This window comes from Mycolicibacterium novocastrense (assembly GCF_001499835.1).
Classification (GTDB): domain Bacteria; phylum Actinomycetota; class Actinomycetes; order Mycobacteriales; family Mycobacteriaceae; genus Mycobacterium; species Mycobacterium novocastrense.
This window is the reverse complement of sequence record NZ_LQIH01000022.1, coordinates 1-23,392: the sequence shown is the minus strand read 5'-3', so window position 1 is coordinate 23,392 and position 23,392 is coordinate 1. Positions and strand designations below refer to the sequence as shown.

Here is a 23,392-nt window from a genome sequence, read left to right as displayed (position 1 = left end):
GGTGATGAGCGTGCGCGACCTGCGGGTCAGCATCGGCAGCCGCGAGATCGTGCACGGGGTGTCGTTCGACGTGCACCGGGGACAGACACTGGGAATCGTGGGCGAATCCGGTTCGGGCAAGTCGATGACCGTGCTGGCCGCGACGGGCCTGCTCGACGCGCCGGGTGCGCGGGTGGCCGGAACCAGCACGCTGACAACCGAATCCGGAAGCACCCAGCTCATCGGCGCCTCGAACCGGGTGTTGCGCAGCGTGCACGGCGGCCGGATCGGGTTCGTGTTCCAGGACCCGGGGACGTCGCTGAACCCGCTGTTGACGCTGGAGCGGCAGATCACCGAATCGCTTGAGGCGCACCGCCGGATGACCCGACAGCAGGCGCGTGGCCGGGCGCTCGAATTGCTGGAGGCGGTCGGGCTGCCGGACCCCGAATCGCGATTGCGCGCCTATCCGCATCAGCTGTCCGGCGGGCAGAAGCAGCGCGTGATGATCGCGATCGCGATGGCATGTGACCCCGCGCTGCTGATCGCCGACGAACCGACGACCGCCCTCGATGTGACCACTCAGGCGCAGATCGTCGACCTGGTCGCCGAACTGCAGCGCGACTTCGGCACCGCGGTGGTGTGGATCAGCCACGACCTCGGCGTGATCGGCCAGGTGGCTCAGGACGTGACGGTGCTGCGCGGCGGCGAAGCGGTCGAGCAGGCCTCGGTCACCGACGTTTTCGACCGGCCTCGCCACGAGTACACCCGAGAACTGCTCGCCGCGCGACCGCTCATCGGGCGTCCGGGCCCACCGCCGGTGCCCGATGCGCCGGTGCTGTTGAATGTCGACGGTCTCGACGTGCGGTTCGAGGTCAGCACGCCGGTCGGCAAGTCGACCGTGCACGCCGTCAAGGATCTGTCGTTCCAGATCCGCCGGGGCACCACCCTGGGCCTGGTCGGCGAATCGGGTTCGGGTAAGTCGACCGTGGCGTCCGCACTCACCGGCCTGGTGCGGCCCGACGCGGGCACCGCGACACTCTCCGACGCCGACGTGTTCGGGGTGCGCGGGTCGGCGGAGAAGGCGTTGCGCAGGCGGATCGGCCTGGTGTTCCAGGACCCGTTCTCGTCGGTGAACCCGCGCGCCCGCGTGGGCGCGGCGATCGCCGAACCGCTGATCGTGCACCGGCTCGCAAAGGGTCGGCGTGCCCGCGCGGACCGGGTGGGCGAACTGCTCGACCTCGTCGGCCTGCCAACGTCGTTCGCGTCGCGCTACCCGCACGAGCTGTCGGGTGGTGAACGCCAGCGGGTGAGCATCGCCCGCGCGCTGGCCGGCGAGCCCGAGTTGCTGATCCTCGATGAAGCGACTGCGGCCCTGGATGTTTCGGTACAGGCCAAGGTTCTCGACCTGCTGGCCCGGCTACAACGCGACCTGGGACTGACCTATCTGTTCATCGCCCACGACCTCGCGATCGTCCAGCAGGTCAGCCACGACGTGCTGGTGATGCGCGACGGTATTGCGGTCGAGTACCGGCCGGCCGCCGAATTGTTCGCCTCACCCCGCGACGACTACACCCGCGCGCTGTTGGCTGCCGTACCCCCGGAACGCCCACGCGTCTCGGCCCCGTAGGGCCCCGCGGGCAGGTGCCCCCACTCCCCTCGCCGCAGCGTGAGAAGGTCATGCCATGACGCAACTGAGCGGCAAGGTCGCATTGGTGACGGGTGCCTCGGCGGGTTTGGGCGCCGCTGTCGCGCAACTGTTCGCGGAACGGGGTGCGACGGTCTTCGGCATCGCCCGCGACGCCGAGCGGATGGCGGAGGTGTTCGAGGCCGTGCCCGGGGGTCGCTTCGCGTCGGTGGACGTGACGTCCTCGGCGGCGTGCAGTGAGGCCGTCGCCCGGTGCGTGGAGGAATTCGGCCGTCTCGACGTCCTGGTGAATGTGGCGGGCTTTCACCAGATGCGACACACCACCGCGGTCAGCGACGACGAGTGGGAGCGCGACCTGGCGGTGAACCTGCACGGGCCGTTCTACCTCTGTCGCGCCGCGCTGCCGCACCTTCTGGAGAGCGGCGGCAACATCGTCAACGTCTCGTCGATCGCGGGGGTGGAGGGCGAGGTGTACTCGGCCGGATACTGCGCCGCCAAACATGGTCTCGTGGGGCTGACGCGCGCGCTGGCCGTCGAGTACACGAAGGAGAAGGTCCGCGTGAACGCGGTCTGCCCCGGTGGGATGCCGACCGCGCAGACCACCGAGTTCTCCGCGCCCGAGAACGCCGACTGGGACCTCATCATGCGCATCGCCTCGCCGCGAGGGTTCATGGACACCGTCGACGTCGCCAAGACCATCGCGTTCCTCGCCAGTGACGACGCCGCAGCGATCCACGGTGCGGTCTACCGTGTCGACAACGGCAAGGGCGCCGGCTGAGGCGGTTTCAGAGCAACTTGTGCTCGATGACGGTGGTCAGGTGCGGTTTGCGCCAGCCGCCGGTGACCTTCTCGATCCGTACGCCCATCTCCCCGCCCGCGATCTCCAGCGTCCCGACCTGATTGCGGAAATGCGGCTCGGATACGGGCCGCCATCGGAGCCGCGCCTTGGGCACTTTCGTGGTCTTCACCAGCGCCTTGCCGACGGCCTCGACGAAGCCGGTGTGGCCGAGCCGCAGGACGACTCGTTCGACCGCGGACGGCTCTTTGCGCAGTCCCGAACACACCACCTGCCAGACCTTGGTGCCCAGCTTGGTCGCCTCGTCGGGCACCTCGACCTCGGACACCCAGCAGTGGTGTACGTCGCCACCGAACAGCACCACCGAGTCGGGGGCGGGACCTCGCCGTCCGCTCGCCACGTCGATGAGCAGATCCTCGAAGCGCCGGAAACTTTCCTGGAAGCAGGCCCAGTGGTCGAGGTTGGCCGTGATGCGGACCTTCTCCCCGAGCCCGGTGAGCCATCGTCCCCAGGCGCCGTCGCCGACGGCCTCCGACCACGCTTCGATGTGGTGCATTCCGTAGGGCAGCAAGATCGGCAGTGAGCTGGCGAACAGCAGGTGCTGATAGTTCCCGTCGGCGTTGGCGGTGATCCAGTCCCATTCCTCGTCGGTGGTGATCCGGCGCTGTCCGGGTTTGAGCTGGCGGCCGGTGCGGGCGTCGGCGACGATCAGCCTCGCCGCACCGAGATCGCGACACATGCTGAAATGGGATGTGCCGTCGTCCTTTTCGGCCATCTCAGCGAGTTCGCGAATCGGTTCCGAACCCTGCCTGGTCTCGGTGACGCGCTGGAACGTCTGGTCCTTGGCCAGTTCGTCGGGCGACATGTTGCCGAGGTGCTGGTAGATCCAGTACGCCATCAGCCCGCCGATGATCCGGGTCCGGTACCAGTCGGTCTGGCGCTTCTCGTCGAGCCAGGCCTGCGAGGTGTTCCACTTGTCGTTGATCTCGTGGTCGTCGAACATCATCGACGTCGGAATGGTCGAGAGCATCCACCGCACGACGGGATCGCACCAGGCGTCCCAGTAGCCGATGCAGTACTCCTCGAAGTCCTCGAGCACCTCGACCGGGCCGTTGGCGTGTACCTCGCGGTCGGCGACCAGATCCTTGATGGTGTCGTTCACCTGGTCGGCGTAGAGCTGGTCACCCATCATCAGCAGGGCGTCGGGCCACAGCGCCGACGGCTGGCGCAGCATCCGCATCCCGTAGGTGCGCAGCACGTCGATGCCCTTGCCCTTGGGGTGCCACCAGTGCTGATAGGTGTAGGGCGGGTGATGCGGGGCCGACGCGCGGCAGGACCCGAACAGCAGTCGCAGCGAGCCGTCCCGCGGCATCAACCTTATTCGCGGTTGCGGATACTCATATCCCTTTGGCGGCCAGGCCTTTTCCCCGTCGAGGTGCACTTCATAGGGGTGCTCGCTCTCGGGGTCGAGGTCGGTCACGCAGACGATCGCGAAGTGGTGACCTTCGACCTCGAAGGTGTCCGCGTGGCTGCCCAGGACCTCGACGCCGCACGGCTTGTCCGTCTCGACCCACACGGTCGCGTCGGTTTTGCCGACGTGACGAAGCAGCGGACCCACGCGAACCTCGGGCATCGCACCATCATGCACCCTTGTTGACGGCGGCGTAACGGCGGCGACGACCTTTCCGGTGCGCGGGTGGCCCCTCAGTGTTCGGGCCGCCGACGGCCGAGGAAGAACGCCAGGCCGATGGCACCGAACCCGAGCGTGCCGATCACACCCGCGGACACCATCAGGAAGATGTCGCGGCCGGTCAGACCGCCGGTCGACGCCTCGTCGGCAGCCAGCCGCAACCGGTAGTCGCCGGGCAGGGGGGCCTCGGCGGGTTCGCTCAGGCCCGGGAACTGCTGGGTCTTGCGGACCTCGAATTGGCGCTCACCGCTTGCGGTTTGGGTCCATTCGCCCCACACCGGGGTCGCGCCGTCGAGCAGCACCTTGTGCCCGCCGTAGACCCGGTCCTCACCGACGTCGACGATCTGACGCACGCGGAACGGCTCGTAACGGGCGTTGGAGTAGTTCACCAACACCGGCACGTTGTCGTAGCGCAGGACGGGCGGCGGAGGCGGCGGCAACGGCAGGCCGGCGCCGGGGAAGTAGCCGCCGCCGAGGAAGGTGCCGACCGCGATGTTGGACACCGCCTGCGCGACGTTGGCGGCCGCCACCACCGGGCTGAGCACCGCCGCGGTGAAGCTGTAGGCGGCGAACTGGGCCGCTTCGAGCACCAGGCGGGACAGCGGGGGGATGTAGGCGATGCGTGGGCGCATGTCGTAGACGTAGACGATGCGCACCGGTGCCCGGAACGGGTTCATCAGGACCGGGCGGTAGAACTCGTCGTACTCGATCCACTCGGGTCGCCACTGACGCACGTTGCTGACCAGCTCGAAGTCGCGGTCACGCTTGGCCTCGAACTCGACCTTCGCGCTCGCGCTGGCCTCGGCGCCGTTCAGGCCGAGGGTCATGTCGACCGACTGCTTGAACGCGGCCACGTCCTGCTCGGGCGCGGGCGCAGGCTCCGGTTCGAAGACCGGCTTCGCGTTGCGCGCGAGTTGAACGTCCTCGGCGGGTGCTTCGAGGGTTTCGGGCGCCAGCGTCTCGATCTCCTTGGCGGCGTTCTCGATCGACACGGTCGGGGTGTCGGATTCCGAACTGCTCTCCTCATTGGCGGTGGTCTCCGCCGCGGTCTTGGCGCTCGATGTCGGCGCTTCGGTATCCGAAGCCGGCGCGACCGCTGCGGACGACGCGGTGGACTGGCCCGGTTCGGCCGGTTCGCTGGTTTCGGGCTTGGTCGCCGGAGCGGCGCCGGTGGTGCTCGGCGCGGCCGAGGTCGCGGGGGTCCGCTCGGCGGGAGTCGACGGCGGGGCGCTCGGAGTCGACGGCTCTGCCGTCTGGACCGCCGTGCTGGTCTTCGGCGGGGTCACGGTCCGGGGCGCGGGCTCCGACTGCGGAGCGGGAGCCGGCTCGGGCTCCGGCTCAACGGCCGGCTCCGGCTCGACGGCCGGCACCTGCATCTGCGGCGCCTGCGTCTGCGGCGCTTGCGTCTGCGGCGCTTGCGTCTGGGGTGCCTGCGTCTGAGGTGCGACCTGGGTGGCCGGTGCTTGCGGCTGCGGAGCCGAGGTCGGCTGCTCGACGGTCACCTCCGGCTCCGGAGCGCTGACCCTGGGTTCCGGCGCGACCGTCGTCACGACGTCGTCGGAATCCGGCTGCGCGACCGCAGGCGCGAGCCCGGCCGTCAGCGCGGTCAGGGAGATCACGGCTCCCGACGCGACAACGGCGATACCTCGTCTCCGGACATCCCTGCGAAAATCATCCAGCGGAGCACCCATCGTGCCTCCACTCCCTTCTCTGCCTGGTTTGGCGCGTGAACGCCATGCGACAACGGTTCGTCGCTGAGACGGAAGCGAGCACCCCGAGGCGCTCCCCCGACGCTTCGACCTCACAAGAAACATCGCTGAGTCGGCGCGGGCGTTACAGGCACAGGCTCCCGCCCGTGCGCTTTCAGCGAACGCTGTCCATCGCCTGCCCGAGTGGCTCGGGCAGGCTCGGCGAACCTCAGGAAGTGGGCGCGACAGGAGGGCTTAGGTGCCCGGAACGCGGGGCCTGCCGAGACGCCAGATCATCGACGACCGCCGCCACTTCGGCAAAGCCCGGGGAGGCGGCCATGTCGGCGGCGATGCGTGCACTGGCATCTCGGTATCGCGGCTCGTCGAGCACGCGCAGGATCTCTCGGCGCAGCGCGCGCGGGGTCGGCCGCTCGCTTCTGATCCGCCGCCCGACCCCAGACCATTGCACCCGGGCACCCACCTCGGGCTTGTCTTCCTTGCCGCCGGTGGCGACGACCGGCACGCCGTAGCGCAACGCGTACTGCACGCCGCCGTAACCGCCGTTGGTGACGAAAACCGCGGTGCGCGGGAGTAATTCGTCGTACGGCAGATACTCGGCGGCGCGCGCGTTGGCGGGCAGTGGCGGCAGGGTGTCGACGGGGCGCCCGCCCGTGGCCACCACGACAAGAACGTCCTCATCGGCGAGCGCCTGCAACGTCGGGCCTATCGCCTGGTTGTAATCGGTATTGGCGACCGTGCCCTGCGTGACGTGCACGACCCGCCGGGTCCCGTCCAGGTCGGACCACCACGTCGGCAGCGCCGCCTGTGAACCCGTGGCCGACAGCGGCCCTGCGAAGCGCAGCGTCGGGGGCGCGTCGGTGATCGGATATTCAAAGGACGGCACCGTGAAGTGAATGAGCGCGTCGGCCCTCCGGCCCCAGTTCGGGTACCTGACCGGCATATCCGTTCCGTGCACTTCGCGATGCAGGTCGTTGACCAGTCCGTTGGCGCCCTTGAGGATTCGGCGGTGCACAACCGCCAGCGCGGCGTTGCGGCCCCGGTTCAGGTAACGCGCGGGCGGCAGCCCCAACCCGAACGGCGCGATGTCGCGGCTCTCGATGCAGAGCGGGATCACACAGCACATCACGACCGCGGGGCGCGCCGAACGCGGAAGCCCGAGAAGAAGGGCGGCGCCGACGAAGGCGGGATCGGCGAACACGACGTCGGCGGCTTGGTCGGCCAGCGTGGCGGTCAACGACTCGTACTGAGCTTTGGCCGGCCGGGCGAAGACATGCTCGACGTCGAAGGCGATGGCGCGGACCCCCTTGAGTCGCGCGCGCTCCGGGAACTGCTCCGAAAGAGGCCGCTCGTCGAAGTCGGCGTCGGCGGGCAGGGCGACGAATCGAGCTCCGGTAGCGCGCACCTTCTCGGCGAAGCCGGAGCCGGTGATGAAGCGAACGTCGTCACCCCGCTCAACGAAATTCCTGGCCAGCGTCAGAAGCGGTGCCACATGGCCCTGCGCCGGAATGCCGGCGATGACGATTGCTGCCATTGCGGTCCCTGCCGTCAGAAAAATTCGATCCAATGGGCTAGTATTCATTACTGTGTCACCCAAGTCAATATCCCGCAGTCGCTCGTATCGTTCCGATTTGCGCAGGCAGCAGGCACAGGCAACCAGGGAGCGAATCGTGGCGGCCGCTGCGAAACTGTTCGCCGCGCAGGGGTACGCGCGCACGACATTGGCCAAGATTGCCTCGGACGCCGGGGTCTCCACGGAGACCGTGCAGTCGCAGGGACCCAAAGCTGCGTTGCTGATCGCCGCCATCGAGTACGCGGCGTTCGGCGTAGCCGGCGAGGACAACATCCTCAATCTCGACGTCGGCCGCAGGATCGTCGAGACCGAGGATTTCGACGAGGCGGTCGACGCCGTCATCGCCGCACAGATGGATGTGCATGAACGAGCGGCCGAACTCGCGACCGCGCTCATCGGCGGCGCGAACGCCGACCCCGAGTTGGACCGTTACCTCGGCGAACTCATCGCCAGCGTCACCAGGCAAGTCGGACGGATCCTCGAGCACTTCGGGGACCGCGGCTGGCTCCGCACCGATGTCCCGTTCGAAGAACTACTCGAGACGGCGGCAGTGCTGGGCAGCGTCGAGACGTTTCGGCGGGTCACCCACCGCGACGGCTGGAGTGTGGAGGCTTACCGGCTGTGGTGTCGGCGACTGCTCATCGAAACGGTGTTCCGCAAACCCGCGTGACCGTCAGGGCTTGCGGCGGCGGAGTCCGCCGACGGCCAGTGCGATGCCGATCAGCGCAATGATCGGGCCGAGGATCGACCAGGTGGTGGTGTTGCTCATCGGGCTGCCGCCGACCACGCCGAAACCCTGGAGGGTGAACAGCAGGCCGAATAACGCGACGATCATTCCGAGCAGGGCGATGGCGAACCGCATGCCTTCACCCTAGGCGAGCGCTCGCGGTCAGCGGCGCCGCGACAGGTATTTCTGATACGCCTCGGCGGCGGCCGCAAGCTCGGGGCGCGCGTCGAGGACGGGTTGCATCTTCCGGCGCGCCCGCTCGCGCTTGTAGGGCAGGAACTGGGTCGGGAAATCGCCTTCGTGGGGTTCATAGTCGCGCAGCACGCGGCGCGCGACGGTCGCCTTGTGCACCTCGTCGACGCCGTCGGCGATACCCATCGTCGGAGCCGCGGCGTACATCGCCTGGATCGGGGTGAGGTCGGTGGTGCCGAGCGATCCGAGGATGTGCAGCGCGTTGAACGACACCTCCCGCAGGACCTTGGCCATCGTGAACTTCACCGCGGCGATCTCGGTGCGGGCCTCCTGCGTCGAGGTGTTGTCGATCTTCCACGCGGTCTCGAGGACGAAGAGGCGCAGCATCTTGATCATCGCGTAGGACTCGGCGATCTTCTCCTGCACCATCTGGTGTTCGGAGATGACCTTGCCGTGCGATTCGCGGCTGAGCGCGCGCTCGCACATCATGTCGAACGCCAGGTTGCACTGCGCGATCGTGCGCATCGCGTGATGGATGCGACCGCCGCCAAGACGCCTCTGCGCCAACACTTTTGCGCCGTTCTCCGGGCCCAGCAGATGATCTAGCGGCACCCGGACGTCGCGGTACTTGATGTGGTTGTGGTTGCGCGGCTCGGGCATGATCTCCACGCCGGGCGTGTTGCGCGGGACGACGAACATCCCGTTGGTGCACATCACGAACAGGATGTCGGCGACGCGACCGGCCGACGTGAACCACTTCTCGCCGTTGATCACCCATTCGTCGCCGTCGCGCACGGCGTGGGTCTTGAAGAGGTTGGGGTCGCTGCCGCCCTGCGGTTCGGTCATCGAGTAGGCCGAGAACATGTCCTGGTTGAGCAGCGGTTTGAGCCACCGCTCCTTTTGTTCCTCGGTGCCGTACGCGGCGAGCATCTCCATGTTGCCCGTGTCCGGTGCCGACGCGCCGAACATGTGGGGGGCGCCGGCATAACGACCGATGACCTCGTTGAGCAGGCCGAGCTTGAGCTGTCCGAAGCCGGGGCCGCCGAGGTCCCTGTCGAGGAAGATCGCCCACAGACCCTGGTCCTTGACCTCCTGCTGGAGCTCGCGGACGTAAGCCTTGACCGCCGGATCGGGTGAGCGCACCGCGTACGGGAAGACGTGGTCGAGAGGCTCGACCTTCTCTTCACAGAACTGCCTGACCCAGTCGAGCTTGGATTGAAATTCCGGTTCGGTGCTGAAATCCCACGCCATGTCGAGAGTCTGTCACCACGCCGGTGACACCAGCTATCCCGGTCTTGATAACGCCGCAATCTCGATCTGCGTGCGATCCTGCGTGCCGGGAGTCAAATCGGGTAGTCGAGCGCTAGGAAGGACGTGACATGACTACGCGTGCGCTCACAGCGCTTTCGATGGCAGTGGTGGGCCTGATGATGGCGGCACCGCACGCTGCCGCGTCGCCCGAGGACGACCTCTGCCGCAGCATCACCTCGGTGGGATACACGGGCGACTGCACCACACTGACCACCCTCGCCCGGGACGCGTGCGCGCAGTTCGCGCGCGGCGCCGACTCGACCGCGGTGGCCGAGAAGTTGGACATCGCGACGAAGGACGAAACGCTGTCGAACTTCATCGTGGCCGGGGCTCGGCTGTACCTCTGCCCCGAGCCCAAGCAAGCGTGATCCACCGGCGGGTTGGGCGGCGGCGCTAGACTCCGACGGCAATGAATGCCGGTACACGGCGCCGCGACGCCGCCAGGATCGCTGCGGCCGCGAGCGTCGGGATGATCTTGTTCGTCCTCGTCGGGTGCTCGGATTCAGGGAAGCAGGAAGCACCTCCCGCGACGTCAGCGGCGCCCGCTGCCGCGGCCCCGCCACCCGCAGCCGAGCCACCCCGCCGAGAGTTGGCCTCGGATCCACTGCGCATCGCCGATGATCTGGTCGCCGACGAACGAGCGCTGCGGGACCCGTCGTCGAGCGAGGCGCTGAAGAACGCGGCGGCGCAGCGCCAGCAGCTGGCGTACCGAGCCATCGGACGACACCCCGAGTGGGACCCGATCGTGCGTCCGCGGATTCCGCCGGAGCTGGTGACGATCTACGACCACAACGTCCACGCGCGGCGTGAACTCGGCGTGATGAGCCGGCCGAAGGACACGCTGCCCGCGTGGCGGATCGTTGCGCCCACGCCGGTGGACGAGCTGATGAGTCACTACCGCGAGGCGGAATCCGAGTTCGGTGTGCCCTGGCAGTATCTGGCGGCGATCAATCTCGTCGAGACCGCCTTCGGACGCGTCGCCGGGGTGAGCACGGCGGGTGCCCAAGGACCGATGCAGTTCATGCCCTCGACATTCGCCGCCTTCGGCGCAGGCGGGGATATCCACTCGCCTCGTGACAGCATCATGGCGGCGGGACGTTACCTGTCTGCCAACGGTTTCACGCGAGACCCCGACTACGCGCTGTACCGCTACAACAACTCGAACAACTACGTGCGGGCGATCCACGACTACGCGGCGGTCATGGCCGCCGACCCTGCCGGCTTCGACACCTATCACCGGTGGGAGGTCTACTACCTGTCCACCGCCGGTGACGTGTTGCTGCCGGTGGGCTACGCCGAGGCGACTCCCATCCTCGCCGTGAATTACCTTGCCTCAACGGAGAAGCCGGCCCCCGACGTACAGGTCTCAGAGCAGAACACGCAAATCCTCGAGCGGCTGCTGGCGGTCAGAAACGGTGCCGCACCCCTGGAACGAGCCGAGGTCATCTCACGCGCATTTCTCGGGACCCCTTATGGCGCACACACTCTCGTCGGGTCGGCCGATGAGCCCGAGCAGCTGGTGGTCGAACTGTCGAAGGTCGACTGCTTCACCTATGCGGACTACGTCGAGGCGCTGAAGCGGGCGGACAGCCGCGAGGAGTTCATCGCCGCGCTGCGCGAGGTCCGCTACAAGGACGGCGTCGTGGACTTCGCGAACCGGAAACACTTCTTCACCGAATGGGCGGCGGCGACGCCGGCGGTCGCGACCGACATCACTGCCAGCTTGAGCGCCAATGTGATTCATGTTCAGAAGAACTTGAACCAGAAGGACTCCGGCGGCGTGTACCTGCCCGGTTTGCCGGTCGTGCCCCGGACGATGTCCTACATACCGAGCGCGCAGTTCGACGACGCCGTGGTGGGCGGACTGCGAACCGGCGACTACATCGGAGCGTATGCCGAAGACGGCGGCCTCGACGTCACGCACGTCGGCGTGTACGTCGACACCCCGCACGGACCGGTATTCCGCAACGCCTCATCGCTTCCGGGTGACGACAAGGTCGTCGACACTCCGCTGTTCGATTACGTACGGACCGTTCCTGGAGTGGTAGTTCTGCGCCCGGTGCAGTAGGGATCGGAAGCGGGGCTTGTCAGCCAGCCCGGCGGGCCCGACTGGCCACGACGGTCGTCGTGCCGAAGGGGCCGCTGCGGAACTCGACGGTGATTGCGGGGTCGGCATAGCGGGCGATCGCACGCAGCGCCGACGGGCTGTAAGAACGAAGCGAACTGATCACCCCATCGTGTGCCAACGGATTCAGCGCGGTGAGGGGTAGCGCCGGCGACAGCACCGCGACATGGATCGGGGATCGCCACCTGCGGAGGTCGATGATCAGCATCTTCGTGGCGACCCGGGTGCCTTCTGCGAACACCCGGGCGGCCTGTTCGGGCGGCAGGTGATGCAACGACAACGCAAACACGGCAAGGTCGTAGGACCCGTCCGGGGCGTCGATAGCGGTCGCATCCATCTCGCGCACCGTGGCACGTGGATGGCTACCGAGGTCGGCGGCGGCGATCGCCACGAACGCAGGGTCGATGTCGGTGACTGTCACGTGAGCGCCGGGGTGATCCCGGAGCAATTGCCGTGACAGCCCGCCGAGGCCGCACCCGAGCTCGAGGATCTTGGGTGCCGGGATGTCGGCAACTTCTCGAAGCGCCGATCGAGCGCACATCTTGTACGTACCGACGTACCGTCGCCGCCCTCTGCGGTCCAGCGCTTCGATGACCTTCCGCTTGAGATCATCGACGTCGTTGCGGTCCAGATACTCCAACCGGTCGGTCTGCAGTCGCCGGTCCAGCCACGAGGCATCCGGCCCGCCCCTGGGCATGTTCTCGATATCGGCGGTTGGCGCGCCCATGTCGATCATCATGAACGACTCGCCCGTCGTTCAACGTCGAATGGCCCAACATCGAAGGGCAAACCCCCTCCCCGGCGCGAATTCACTGCAGCGTCGGCACGGGCATCCTCCCGAATAGTTTGCGTTCGAAATATCCTGTGCGCGAGCCGGGATGCTGAAACACCGCCTTCCCATTCGATCGGCTTCATCCAGCCACGACGGTGTCCGTTTCCGGGCATGTTCCCTGCTGGCGGTGTTAGCCTGACCCGGTTGGGAGGACGCGAAAGCTGCGCCGGATTCGCGCCTGCTGACTTGCCGGGTGCGCCGTTGAGTATGCCTCGGCCGAACGATCGGCAATGCGGTTCCAGCAGTGGATCCCATCGCCCGCGTGATCGGGGTTCGAATCATGGGATCTGACGGCACACAGAAGAGGAAGATCCGGTCCTTCTCGGATATCGAGGCGGTGTGCCACCGCAATGACACCATCGTCACATTGTGCGGTGGTGGACTGGACAGCGCTTACCTGTTGGCCCAGCTGGCCAAACTCGACACGCGCGTTTTTGCACTGTCGGTCGGTCTCGGGGACGACTTCGATATCGGACGCTTTTCGCGCATCGCCGACAAGTTCGATGTGCGAATCACCCGTCTCGATTGCAGACACGAATTCGTCGAAGAGTTCGTACAGCCGGCGATTCTCGCCGGCGGCAAATATCTCGGTCAACATCCGGTCAGTGCATCTCTGTCGCGACCGTTGATCGCCAGAGTCGGCGTGGAGTTCGCGCGATCGGTCGGCGCCAGGTGCCTGCTGCACACAGCCAACCAGTCGCAGAACAGCCTACGAAGGCTCAACGGCGCGATCTCAGATCTGGGATTCGAAGGTCACTTCGGATCGCCCTACGAACTCGACGCGTTGTCGCGTGACTTCAAGCGCGTGGAACTTCAGGAGACGTTCGGTGTCGGCGGATTTGCCGACCGGTTCTTGAGCACTGACACCAACCTGTGGTGCCGGGAGTTCGAAAGCGGAACCCTCGACGACCCCGAAGAATTCGAAGTCGATCGACATCTGTACCAATGGTCTGTGGTATCGGACGCGCCGAGCCGCATGATATCGCTGGGCTTTGAGCGCGGGCGCCTCGTGGCAGTGGATGCCCAGCCGGTCACCAACGCCGTCGAATCGATTTCGAACCTCAACACGAGCGTCGGCCAGTACGGTATCGGGCGGTTCTGCAGTCTGGAGCATCTGGAAAGCGGCGAGAAGGTACTCGAGGTCCGCGAGGCCCCTGCGGCAGCGCTCGTCCTCGAGGGATTCGCACAACTGGCCTCAGCGACAGTCGAAGTGGACACCCTGCGCTGGATGCGCTCCGCCGGCGATGCCCTGATCGTGGAAGCCGTCGAGGGTCGATGGTTCCGCGGCCTCCGTCAGGCCTTGCAGTCCTTCCTCGAAGTGAGTGCTCGAGCCGTCAGCGGAGAGGTGCGGTTCACCCTTCGCACAGGAGGATTCGACCTCGAGGGATTCAAAGCCGTTTCACCCCTTTATATTCGAGATCGCGAGCAGTGGGAGTACCGGAAAGCCGCTGCGGCGAGGTCGGTCGCGGCGGTCCCGGGCGACGGCCTACCCCGTGCTGAATCGGAGATTCGCCTCGATGGCGAGAAAGGCCTGCAAGTCCGCGAATACCTACCGCACGATGCTTCTGCGCAGCGCTCGTCACCGCGAGACCGTTGCAGCGAGCGGGCCGAGGCTTCGATCTCGACTACACCTCGGCTGATCGACTGAGCATGCCGTTGCGCGCCGACGACACGGGTGCCGACGCCGGTCACAGCGAGATCGGTGACATGGACCTTCGGGTGCGGGCACTGGAAAGCGTCCTGGTTGAGAAAGGGTACGTCGAACCTGCCGCACTCGACGAACTCATCGAGACCTACGAAACACGCATCGGCCCTCGCAACGGTGCTCGCGTGGTGGCCCGTGCCTGGATCGATCCGACCTATCGCGACTGGCTGCTGAGCGACGCCACTGCCGCGATCGCGTGGCTGGGTTACATGGGACGGCAGAGCGAACACATGGTCGCCGTGGAGAACACGCCTGCACACCACAACCTGGTCGTCTGCACGCTGTGCAGTTGCTACCCGTGGGCGGTGTTGGGGCTTCCCCCCACCTGGTACAAGAGCGCGCCGTACCGGTCACGTGCGGTGCGCGACCCCCGCGGCGTGCTTGCCGAGTTCGGGGTGACCCTGCCGCTGCAGACGCAGATCCGGGTATGGGATTCGACCGCCGAAGTGCGTTATCTCGTGGTGCCGATGCGACCGGCCGGAAGTGAGGACCTGGACGAAGAACGTCTGGCCGCCTTGGTGACTCGCGATTCGATGATCGGCACAGGTCTGGCCCGCCAACCGGGATCGGTGTCGCGTGCCTGAGGAGTACGTCAACCATGCCGATATCGGTGGCCGACTTCGGCACGGTCCCATCGAGGTCGGGTCGGGACGCGAGATGTGGCGGGCGGCCTGGGAGCCGCGGGTGTTCGCACTACAACTGTCAATGGGTGCCGCCGGAGTGTGGAACCTCGACATGACACGCGCTGCGAGGGAGACGCTGCCGGACTACGCGCAACGCAGCTATTACGAGGTGTGGTTCGCAGCGTTGGTCAATCAGCTCCGGGAACGCGACCTTATCTCACCCGATGAATTGGCCAGCGGCCGATCCATGAATGCGCCGGCTGCGTTGCCCCGCGTTCTGCGTGCGGGCGACGTGCGAACGGTGCAGGCGCGCGGGGCGCCCACCGAGCGGTTCGCAACGAGCGGTCCGCGGTTCGCAGTCGGCCAGCGCGTGCGCACGACGGCCGCGGCGGCTTCCCATCACACCAGGCTCCCCGGGTATGCGCGGGGCAAGAGTGGTGTGATCGAGCAGGTGCACGGGGTGCACGTGTTCGCCGACACGAACGCGAGTGGTCAGGGCGAACAACCGCGGTGGCTCTACGGCGTGGTGTTCTGCGGTACAGAGTTGTGGCCGGACGTCGAGCCCACTTTGACGGTGTCCATCGACGCGTGGGAACCGTATCTGGAGGCAGGGTGACCACCAGCGAACGGCCATCAGAAACCACAGGCATCGACGAGCGGGTATTCGCTGAGCCCTGGCAGGCGAGGGCTTTCGCGATCGTGGTCCTACTGCATGAACGTGGTTTGTACAGCTGGACCGAGTGGAGCGAGGCACTGGCCACCCGCATCGAAAGTGGTTGCCCAGACGGCCTTTCCGGCCTCGACGGCTCCTATTACCACCATTGGCTGGATGCCCTCGAAGACCTGCTGACGCGCAGGGGAATCGACCCCGGCGAGACCGAACGCTGGCGTGATGCGTGGCGACACGCGGCAAGGCGCACACCGCACGGCAATCCGATCGAGGTGCATGCCGCCGATTTCGGCGCCTCGCCTCCCGCGCGCCACGGCGCCTACCTCGGGGGCTTGCGGGCCGAGACGACCACGTAATCGGCGATCCCGAGTCCCCGCTCCCACATCTGCACGCCACGGCAGTGCGCGCGGTCGTCCTCTGACACTTCGACGACCACCTCACGCATGCCCTTCTTCTCCTCGATTCGCTGGCGCGCGTATTCCGCCATCGCGGGGTACACGTCTCCCCTGATCGACTCCACGAGCACATCGTCGAAGCCCGCGGCCGCCAACCGCCGCGGATACTCCTCTCGGTCATAGAAATTGGCCTCGGGATAATGTCCGCACTTACGGCCGAATCTGGTCGATCGGCTGGATTTCTGGCCCGGCATCGGGAGCATGTCGGTGAGCGCGATGGCGCCTCCCGGTTTGAGGACTCGAAACGCCTCCCGCAGGAACTCATCGCGGGTGTCGAAGTGAAACGCGGATTCCAGGGCCACCACCTTGTCGAACGATTCGTCGGCGAATTCCATTGCGGTAGCGGAGCCGAGGCGAATGTCGATCCGGTCCTCGAGTCCACGCTTGGCGACGGCTTCTGTGCCTTTGTCGACGTGGACAGGCGTGATGTCGATGCTGGTGATATGAGAGACGTCGAAACGATCGAGCAGAACGAAGTCCTGCTCACCGAACCCCGCGCCGACGTCGAGGACGCTGTCGCCAGGCCGCAGTCCCGCACGCGCGCCCAGTAGTTCGACCATCGCGACACAGGCGTCGGGATAGGTGCGTGCGGATTTCCAGTAGCCGAGGTTGAGCCACAACGGCTTGGAGCTGTCGGCGTATCCCCCACTCATGAAGTCGATGACGTCGTCGCCGAGCATCGTGTAGTAGGCCGCGGCATCCTTCTGCCGGACCAGGGTGACGGAGTGAACGGCCGTCAAGAACCCCCAGTAGATCGAAAGGGCGAGTCGACGCATGTGGTCCTCCTGGGGCTAAAGCAGTCCGAGCCGCTGCAAGTCGGTGACGTATTTGGTGATGATCGGCGCCGAGATGTGCGGAATGTCGGCGATGCCCTCGTAAAGCGAGAACTCTGCCGCCTGTACCGCGGCACGAAACCGGTCAGTGGGTGCGAAAGCCCCGCGGGTCGGTTCGGGCAGCTCGAACTGATCCGACGGACGCGACCGCAACATGTGCAGTACCGAGTGCTCCCGCTGCTGATCCGGCAGCTCACTGAGCGCGGTTTCGAATCGCCTCACCCACTCCGTGAAGTCACCGATGCGCTGGATCGGGTAACCGGCCTCGATCAGCCAGTCGACGTACTCGTCGGGTCCGATGCCGTCATCGTGCGGGTTCATCACGTGATAGGTCTCGAATCCGTCGATGAGCGGGGCACCCAGCGACGCGATCGCCTTGGCGACGAAATCCACTGGCAACGCGTCGAAGTGGGCACGTTGACGCTTACCCTCCGCGTCGAGCGGGAAGAACGAGCCGGGTGCGATGCCGGTGGCGACCAGGCTCAGCACCATCCGGGTGACCGTGTCCGACACGTTGAGCTGACCCCCGTAAGTGGGCTCGGCCAGGATGACGTCGCACCGGAACACCCCGACCGGCAGCCCGCACAGATCGTGGGCTTCGCGCAGCAGCACCTCACCCGCCCATTTGCTTGTGGCGTAGCCGTTTCCGTAGCTGCCATCGATGGCGCGGGTGGGGCTGATGAGGCGGATGTCGGCATCCTCGGTGAAGACTGAGGGATCGATCTGCGTTCTCACATCGGCGGTCGAGACGAAACTGTAGGACTTGAGTCTGGTGGTGAGGGCGAATCGAATCAGCTCGGCGGTACCCACCACGTTGGGCCCGAACAGCTCGCTGTAGGGCAGAACCCCGTTGACCAGAGCCGCGGGATCGACGATCCGGTCGACGGTCTCGGCGAGACACTCCCAGAGCTCGTCGTCCAGTCCGAGGCGGGCCTCGCTCTTGTCGCCGGCGATGACCTCCAGGTGATCGGTGGCCAACGACTGGAAGTGTTGCAGCAGAGCGGGATCACCGCTGTCGAAGGTCTTCTCCAGACGGGCCCGCGCATCGGCGTCGGATTCGCCTCGCACAAGACAGATCAGCGTGCCGTCGATCGCCGCCATCCGCTCCAGCCACTGCAAGGTCAGGTAACGCCCGAGGAATCCGGTGGCGCCGGTGAGCAGCACTGTCCTGGCGTCGGCGCGGGGGCCCGGCAGCGTCGGCGCCGCGGTCAGGGTTGCGGTATCGATGAACCTGGCGAGCTTGAGATCCGCGGCGCGGACCTCGGTGCAATCACGGCCGTGTATGGCTGCATACAGTGCTCTGACACCGGTCTTCTGGTCGGTCTTGTGCCTGTCGAGTTGGGCGCACAAGCCGCTTACAGACGGAGCGTCGAAGAGGACGGGCACCGGAAGGTCGGCATCGAATGCCGTGTTCACACTGGCGATCAGGCGCATCGCGGACAGCGAGTCACCCCCGAGGTCGAAGAACGAGTCGTCGACGCCGACCCGGTCCAGCCCCAGAATGCCGGCGTAGATACCGGCCAACGTCTCCTCCATCGGACCGGTCGGCGCGCGATACCCGCCGGCGGTGTACTGCGGTGCAGGCAACGCGCGTTGGTCGAGTTTGCCGTTGACCGTCAGAGGCAGCGTCGTCACCGCGACGACGGCGGCCGGCACCATGTAGGGCGGTAGCCGTTTCGCGAGCGCGCTGCGCGCCCCGGGCAAATCCACGGAGCCCGTCGCAGTCTCGATGATGTAGCCGACGAGGCGTCGATCACCGGGGCGGTCTTCCCGGACGGTCACGACCGCCTGCTCGACACCCTCCAGCGCGGCCAACGCGGCCCGCACCTCACCGAGTTCGATGCGGTAACCGCGGATCTTGACCTGCTCGTCGATACGTCCCACGAACTGTAGTTGCCCGTCCGTGCGCCATCGCACGAGATCTCCCGTGCGATACATCCGTTGGCCGGGTGCCCCGTCGCCGACGAACGGGCATGCCACGAACCGTGAGGCGGTCAAACCGGCCCGGCGCCAATACCCGCAGCCCACTCCGGAACCGGCCACATACAGTTCCCCGACGGACCCGACCGGCACCGGCCGCAGCCACCCGTCCAGGACGAAGAACGCCGATCCCCCCACCGGCGAGCCGATCGGCGGCACTCCCGACCCCACCGCCAGCGGCGCGCTCATGGACGTATACACGGTCGTCTCGGTGGGACCGTACGAGTGGACCATCACCCGCCCGGACGCCCACCGATCCACCACCTCGGCGGGGCAGACCTCGCTGGCGGCCACCAACGTCACCCCGTCGAGCCCCCGCGGCGACATCATCGCGACCGCCGACGGCGTCAGGAGCAGCACGCTGACGTCTTCGGCCACGATTAGGGCGCGCAGGTCCTCGGGTGAGCGGCTTACCGACTCGGGCACCACGACGAGCCGCCCACCACGTAGCAGAGCACCCCACATCTCCCACGCCGATACATCGAAGGCCAGCGAATGCCATTGTGACCACACCTGTTCGGGCGCAAGCCACTGGTCCAGCGACCTGAGCAGCTGGGTCAGATTGTGATGGGTGATGGCCACCCCCTTGGGTGCACCGGTCGTCCCGGAGGTGTACATCAGGTAGGCGACATCGTCGGCGTTCGGTGTCGGCAGATTCGTTGCGGGATAGGTTTCGAGGTGAGGAGCGTCGACATCGATGACCGTGACGTCGTACTCGCCCAGCCGGTCGGCGAGCCCGGTGCTGGTGATCGCGGCGACCGGCCGCGCATCGGCGAGCATGAAACCGATGCGGGCCGCCGGCAGCGCTGGGTCGATCGGGAGATAGGCGGCCCCCGTCTTGAGCACCGCCGCAATCGCGGTGACCGCTTGCAGGGAACGAGAGAGCAGCAGCGCCACACATTCGCCTGGGCCCGCACCCTGATCGACGAGCAGGTGCGCTAGCCGGTTGGCTGCTTCATCGAGTTCGCGATAAGTCAGTGAGCAGCCCTCGAAAGTGACTGCCACCTCCTCGGGCGTTTTCGCCACCTGCACAGCGAATGCCGCCGGGATCGACACGTGCGTCGCCGGCGGCTGGGTCAACACCGCGCGATGGCCGATCTGATCCAATCGGGTGTGCTCGACATCGTCGAGTACGTCCACCGACGAAACACACTGGCGCGGATCGGTCGTCATCGCAACCATCACCCGCTGGAAACGCCGGATCAACGCCTGGATACGTTCGCGATCGAAGACGTCTGTGTCGAATTCGAAGCGAAGGCCCAGTCGAGGGCCGGGACTGGCTTGCACCGTCAGTGGGTAGTGGTTGTATTCGCGGCTGACGAACTCGGTGACGGCCAACCCGTCGGCATCGGAGAGGGCTGCGGTGTCGATGGGGTAGTTCTCGTACACGAACACTGTGTCGAAAAGCTGGTCGTGACCGGCGATCCGGTGGATCTCGGGTAGCGCCACGTGCTGATGTTCGAGTGTGTCCTTGTGGGCGCCGTGCATGTGCTCGATCAGGTCCGTGATGGAGGCCTGTGCGGTGATGGGGGCCCGCACCGGAACGGTGTTGATCAGCAGGCCCACCATCGACTCCGCACCTGGCAGTTCGACGGGGCGACCCGAGACCACCGTGCCGAAGGCGACATCGTTCTGGCCGGTGAGCCACATCAGTAGTTGGGCCCATGCGGCTTGCAGCACGATGTTGGTGGTGGTGTGGTGGGATCGTGCCAATTCGCCGATGTCGCGGGTGATTTCGGCCGGTATCTGGACGGTTTCGACGGCGCGGGGCCCGAGCCTGGACCGGTCGGGCGAGCCGACCAATGTGGGGGTGTCAAACCCGGCGAACGCCTTGAGCCACGCCGCGCGCGCAGCGTCGCGATCCCGCTCGGCCAACCAGGTGACGTACCTGCGATACGACCCCGGTGCGCCGAGCCACTGCCCGTGATAGGCGGCGAACACTTCGCCGAGAAGGATCGGCAGCGACCAGCCGTCCATCACGATGTGGTGGTACGTCAGCACCAAACGGTGCCGATCGTGTGCGGTGCGGATCAAAGCGGCACGAACGGCGGGCGGATGCGCCAGGTCGCCAACCGCAGCGCGTTCCTCGGCGCAGATCTGCTCGATCTGCTCCGTATGCCCATGACGAGCGGTTTGCGCTGCCGCCAAATCGACGTGGCGCCAGGCCATGACGGGATCGGCGGGGATGATCTGCACCGGCTCCCCGGACTGCGCCCAGAAGCGGGCCGCCAGGTGGGGATGGCGTTTGACCACGGTGTGCATCGCCTCGCGTAACCGATGGTCGTCCAGCCGACCACTCAGCGTGATGTCCAGCTGCATCGCGTAAACATCGTCGCCGCCACCATGTGTGGCGACGGCGTGGAAGAACAATCCCTGCTGCAACGGCGTCAGCGGCAGGATGTCGGCGATGTCGTAGCGCTGGGCGAGGTCGTCGATCTGGTACTGGGTCAACCGGGCCGGTGCGATGTCGGAGGGGGTGAGGCCGCCGCCGCCTGCGTGGACGTGGGTGCAGATGCCGGTGAGGGCTTGGAACCAGAGTTGGTTGAGTCGGTGGATGTGTTCGGGGGTCAGTGTTGAGGGTGCCCATGTCCAGTGGGCGTGTAGTTGTGGTCCGGTGCTGGTGTCGGTGGTGGCGGCGTTGATTTCGATGGTGTGGGTCAACGCGATTGCGGTGGCGGCCGCGGTGGCGGCCACGGTGCCGCTGTGTTCGGCGATGCGCCACACCTGATCCGACAATTGTGCTGCGGTGGTGGTGAGTCGACCCAGGTAGTTGAATCCGATCGGGGGATCGTGCTCGGGTAGCTCGATGTCGGGGTTCAGATAGCGCAGCAGACCATAGCTCAGTGGGTCAGGCAGAGCACGAAGCTGTTCTTTAGCATCTTTGACCACTGCACCCAGGCCAGCATCACCTGCGGTGACCTGCGCCCACGACAATCGGCTGATGTCCAGGGCCACAGGGTATTTAGCAGTGAACCAGCCCACCGTGCGGGTCAGATCCACCCCGGCAGCGATACCCTCATCACGGCCGTGGCCCTCCACATCGATACCCACCGGCCCACCGGCACCAACAAACTCACCCACCGCGATCGCCAACGCGATCAACAAAATCTCGTGGATACCGGTGTGAAACGCCGCAGGCACCTGCCCCACCAACACCGCGGTGGTCTCGGTGTCCAACGACACCGACCACTGCCCAGCACCGGCATAAGTATCAGCGGGCCGCGGAGCGGGCAACAGCGCAGGAACCTCAGCCGCCGATACCTGCCGCCAGGCCGCAGCCTGATTCACAACCTCAGGGCTGCGGGCATGCTCGGCCAGCAGTGCCGACCAGCGGGCAAACGAGGTCCCCACCACCGCCAGGGTGATCGGCTGCCCACTATGGTGCTGGCCCCAGGCGATATTGAGGTCCTCGACCAGGATTCGCCACGACACCGCATCAACAGCCCAATGATGAACGACCAACACCAACTGCCGTGTCGCACTCACCCACAGGGCGCTGAGCATCACCCCCGCACCCGGATCCAACCGCGACCGCGCCGCCACCAACGCCTCATCGGAGAACACCGGCACCGACCGCACACACCGACCGGCATCCACCGACCCGGGTTCAGCAACGACGAATGACCATCCGCCCTGGCCGTCACGTGCTGCGCGCAACCGCAACATCGCATGCCGGTCCAGCAGCGCCTGCAGCAGCACAACCACATCGGACTCGGTGACCCCATCGGGGGCCTGCAGCACCACCGTCTGGTTGAACTGCTCAATGGGGCCATCCCGGTGGGTCAACCAGCCCATGATCGGAGTCGCGGCCACCGGCCCGGTGCCCTCATCGACCGGCCCGGTAGCGCCCTGGACCGACTCGGCCACCCGCGCCAGCCGGGCCACCGTCTGCTCGACGAAAATGTCACGCGGGCGACACACCAACCCCGCCGCACGCGCCCGGGCCACCACCTGCATCGAGGAGATGCTGTCGCCCCCCAGATCGAAGAACGAATCATCGACCCCCACCCGATCCAGACCCAACACCTCGGCATAAATCCCGGCCAGGACCTCCTCAACCGCATCACCAGGGGCGCGATACCCCGCACCGCCATACCCCGGCGCCGGCAACGCCCGCACATCGAGCTTGCCGTTGACCGTCAACGGCAACGCCCCAACCACCACCACCGCCGCGGGCACCATATACGCCGGCAAACACTCAGCCAGCACACTGCGCACATGAACCGGATCGACCGTGCAGCCCGGTGTTTGGGTGACATAACCCACCAGGCGCTTATCACCGGGACGATCCTCACGCGCAACCACCGCCGCCTGCCCCACCCCATCGACGCCCAGCAACGCCGATTGAATCTCGCCGAGCTCGATGCGATACCCACGAACCTTGACCTGCTCATCGGCCCGACCCAAATAATCAAGCTGCCCATCAGCACGCCAACGCACCACATCCCCAGTGCGATACATCCGAGACCCCGCCGGCCCGAACGGACACGCCACAAACCGGGCCGCGGTCAACCCCGCACGACCCACATAACCCACCCCCACCCCCACAC

Annotated in this window: 17 protein-coding genes and 1 pseudogene; 10 read left to right on the top strand and 8 right to left on the bottom strand. The window is 66.5% G+C overall.

The annotated features are described in order from the left end of the window. Positions 1-4 precede the first annotated feature (4 nt). Positions 5-1,606 carry a dipeptide ABC transporter ATP-binding protein gene (locus AU072_RS16190; RefSeq protein ID WP_064414754.1) on the top strand — a complete coding sequence of 534 codons (1,602 nt, stop codon included), beginning with the start codon at positions 5-7 and terminating at the stop codon, positions 1,604-1,606. Positions 1,607-1,661: 55 nt separating this feature from the next. Continuing rightward, positions 1,662-2,402: an SDR family NAD(P)-dependent oxidoreductase gene (locus AU072_RS16185; RefSeq protein WP_064414729.1), complete on the top strand. Its 741-nt coding sequence runs from the start codon at positions 1,662-1,664 to the stop codon at positions 2,400-2,402. A 7-nt stretch (positions 2,403-2,409) separates the two neighbouring features. Here the strand turns inward: AU072_RS16185 and AU072_RS16180 are convergent, their stop codons facing one another. The 3 genes from AU072_RS16180 to AU072_RS16170 all read right to left on the bottom strand — a co-directional run bounded on the left by AU072_RS16180 (position 2,410) and on the right by AU072_RS16170 (position 7,350). Then, complete coding sequence (locus tag AU072_RS16180) at positions 2,410-4,053, bottom strand: DUF7800 domain-containing protein (RefSeq protein ID WP_064414728.1); 1,644 nt, start codon at positions 4,051-4,053, stop codon at positions 2,410-2,412. Between the two features lie 71 nt (positions 4,054-4,124). Continuing rightward, positions 4,125-5,801 carry a hypothetical protein gene (locus tag AU072_RS16175; RefSeq protein WP_064414727.1) on the bottom strand — a complete coding sequence of 559 codons (1,677 nt, stop codon included), beginning with the start codon at positions 5,799-5,801 and terminating at the stop codon, positions 4,125-4,127. A 226-nt stretch (positions 5,802-6,027) separates the two neighbouring features. After that, on the bottom strand, positions 6,028-7,350 hold the full coding sequence (locus AU072_RS16170; protein WP_064414726.1) for a glycosyltransferase: 1,323 nt from the start codon (positions 7,348-7,350) through the stop codon (positions 6,028-6,030). A 136-nt stretch (positions 7,351-7,486) separates the two neighbouring features. Between AU072_RS16170 and AU072_RS16165 the strand changes: the two genes are divergently transcribed. After that, entirely contained in the window at positions 7,487-8,059 is a 573-nt protein-coding gene (locus AU072_RS16165; protein ID WP_064414725.1) for a TetR/AcrR family transcriptional regulator, read from the top strand. 3 nt (positions 8,060-8,062) lie between these two features. Here the strand turns inward: AU072_RS16165 and AU072_RS16160 are convergent, their stop codons facing one another. Together AU072_RS16160 and AU072_RS16155 are read right to left on the bottom strand one after the other, a co-directional pair. Beyond that, positions 8,063-8,251, bottom strand: coding sequence for a hypothetical protein (locus tag AU072_RS16160; RefSeq protein ID WP_064414724.1), 189 nt, complete (start codon positions 8,249-8,251; stop codon positions 8,063-8,065). A gap of 27 nt (positions 8,252-8,278) precedes the next feature. Next, complete coding sequence (locus tag AU072_RS16155) at positions 8,279-9,559, bottom strand: acyl-CoA dehydrogenase family protein (RefSeq protein WP_064414723.1); 1,281 nt, start codon at positions 9,557-9,559, stop codon at positions 8,279-8,281. 128 nt (positions 9,560-9,687) lie between these two features. Here AU072_RS16155 and AU072_RS16150 point away from each other — a divergent pair, with 128 nt between their 5' ends. From AU072_RS16150 to AU072_RS28615, 3 genes and pseudogenes are all read left to right on the top strand, one after another. After that, positions 9,688-9,987, top strand: a complete 300-nt coding sequence (locus AU072_RS16150; RefSeq protein WP_064414722.1) for a DUF732 domain-containing protein — start codon at positions 9,688-9,690, stop codon at positions 9,985-9,987. Positions 9,988-10,028: 41 nt separating this feature from the next. Next, positions 10,029-10,955, top strand: a pseudogene (locus tag AU072_RS28620) (transglycosylase SLT domain-containing protein); the annotation flags it as partial. Beyond that, the gene (locus AU072_RS28615) at positions 10,938-11,687 is read left to right on the top strand and encodes a DUF1460 domain-containing protein (protein ID WP_235629912.1); all 750 of its coding nucleotides are present in this window, start codon (positions 10,938-10,940) and stop codon (positions 11,685-11,687) included. The pseudogene AU072_RS28620 and the gene AU072_RS28615, both read left to right, overlap by 18 nt. 19 nt (positions 11,688-11,706) lie before the next feature. On the opposite strand, the gene AU072_RS16140 is transcribed toward AU072_RS28615, so the two are convergent. Beyond that, positions 11,707-12,483 carry a class I SAM-dependent methyltransferase gene (locus AU072_RS16140; protein ID WP_120271048.1) on the bottom strand — a complete coding sequence of 259 codons (777 nt, stop codon included), beginning with the start codon at positions 12,481-12,483 and terminating at the stop codon, positions 11,707-11,709. A 373-nt stretch (positions 12,484-12,856) separates the two neighbouring features. Between AU072_RS16140 and AU072_RS16135 the strand changes: the two genes are divergently transcribed. Genes AU072_RS16135 through AU072_RS16120 form a run of 4 tightly spaced genes read left to right on the top strand, consistent with a single transcriptional unit; the run spans position 12,857 to position 15,930 of the window. Further along, entirely contained in the window at positions 12,857-14,224 is a 1,368-nt protein-coding gene (locus tag AU072_RS16135; protein WP_133147295.1) for an argininosuccinate synthase-related protein, read from the top strand. 2 nt (positions 14,225-14,226) lie between these two features. Continuing rightward, positions 14,227-14,865 carry a nitrile hydratase subunit alpha gene (gene nthA, locus AU072_RS16130; protein WP_064414719.1) on the top strand — a complete coding sequence of 213 codons (639 nt, stop codon included), beginning with the start codon at positions 14,227-14,229 and terminating at the stop codon, positions 14,863-14,865. Further along, a complete protein-coding gene (nthB, locus tag AU072_RS16125) occupies positions 14,858-15,520 on the top strand; it encodes a nitrile hydratase subunit beta (protein WP_064414718.1) in 663 nt (220 codons plus the stop codon). Before nthA ends, nthB begins: the two co-directional genes overlap by 8 nt. Next, on the top strand, positions 15,517-15,930 hold the full coding sequence (locus AU072_RS16120) for a nitrile hydratase accessory protein (RefSeq protein ID WP_082680919.1): 414 nt from the start codon (positions 15,517-15,519) through the stop codon (positions 15,928-15,930). The genes nthB and AU072_RS16120 overlap by 4 nt, the downstream gene beginning before the upstream one ends. Here AU072_RS16120 and AU072_RS16115 read toward each other — a convergent pair. Both AU072_RS16115 and AU072_RS16110 read right to left on the bottom strand, forming a co-directional pair. Further along, positions 15,894-16,805, bottom strand: coding sequence for an SAM-dependent methyltransferase (locus AU072_RS16115; RefSeq protein WP_064414717.1), 912 nt, complete (start codon positions 16,803-16,805; stop codon positions 15,894-15,896). The two genes, AU072_RS16120 and AU072_RS16115, sit on opposite strands and share 37 nt — an antisense overlap. A gap of 15 nt (positions 16,806-16,820) precedes the next feature. Beyond that, a partial coding sequence (locus AU072_RS16110; RefSeq protein ID WP_120271673.1) for a non-ribosomal peptide synthetase occupies positions 16,821-23,392 on the bottom strand: 6,572 nt, incomplete at its 5' end.

Coding starts and splice junctions, on each gene's coding strand:
- AU072_RS16190 (WP_064414754.1), top strand. CDS start 5: ATGAGCGTGCGCGACCTGCGGGTCAGCATCGGCAGCCGCGAGATCGTG.
- AU072_RS16185 (WP_064414729.1), top strand. CDS start 1,662: ATGACGCAACTGAGCGGCAAGGTCGCATTGGTGACGGGTGCCTCGGCG.
- AU072_RS16180 (WP_064414728.1), bottom strand. CDS start 4,053: ATGCCCGAGGTTCGCGTGGGTCCGCTGCTTCGTCACGTCGGCAAAACC.
- AU072_RS16175 (WP_064414727.1), bottom strand. CDS start 5,801: ATGGGTGCTCCGCTGGATGATTTTCGCAGGGATGTCCGGAGACGAGGT.
- AU072_RS16170 (WP_064414726.1), bottom strand. CDS start 7,350: ATGGCAGCAATCGTCATCGCCGGCATTCCGGCGCAGGGCCATGTGGCA.
- AU072_RS16160 (WP_064414724.1), bottom strand. CDS start 8,251: ATGCGGTTCGCCATCGCCCTGCTCGGAATGATCGTCGCGTTATTCGGC.
- AU072_RS16155 (WP_064414723.1), bottom strand. CDS start 9,559: ATGGCGTGGGATTTCAGCACCGAACCGGAATTTCAATCCAAGCTCGAC.
- AU072_RS16150 (WP_064414722.1), top strand. CDS start 9,688: ATGACTACGCGTGCGCTCACAGCGCTTTCGATGGCAGTGGTGGGCCTG.
- AU072_RS16140 (WP_120271048.1), bottom strand. CDS start 12,483: ATGATGATCGACATGGGCGCGCCAACCGCCGATATCGAGAACATGCCC.
- AU072_RS16135 (WP_133147295.1), top strand. CDS start 12,857: ATGGGATCTGACGGCACACAGAAGAGGAAGATCCGGTCCTTCTCGGAT.
- nthA (WP_064414719.1), top strand. CDS start 14,227: ATGCCGTTGCGCGCCGACGACACGGGTGCCGACGCCGGTCACAGCGAG.
- AU072_RS16115 (WP_064414717.1), bottom strand. CDS start 16,805: ATGCGTCGACTCGCCCTTTCGATCTACTGGGGGTTCTTGACGGCCGTT.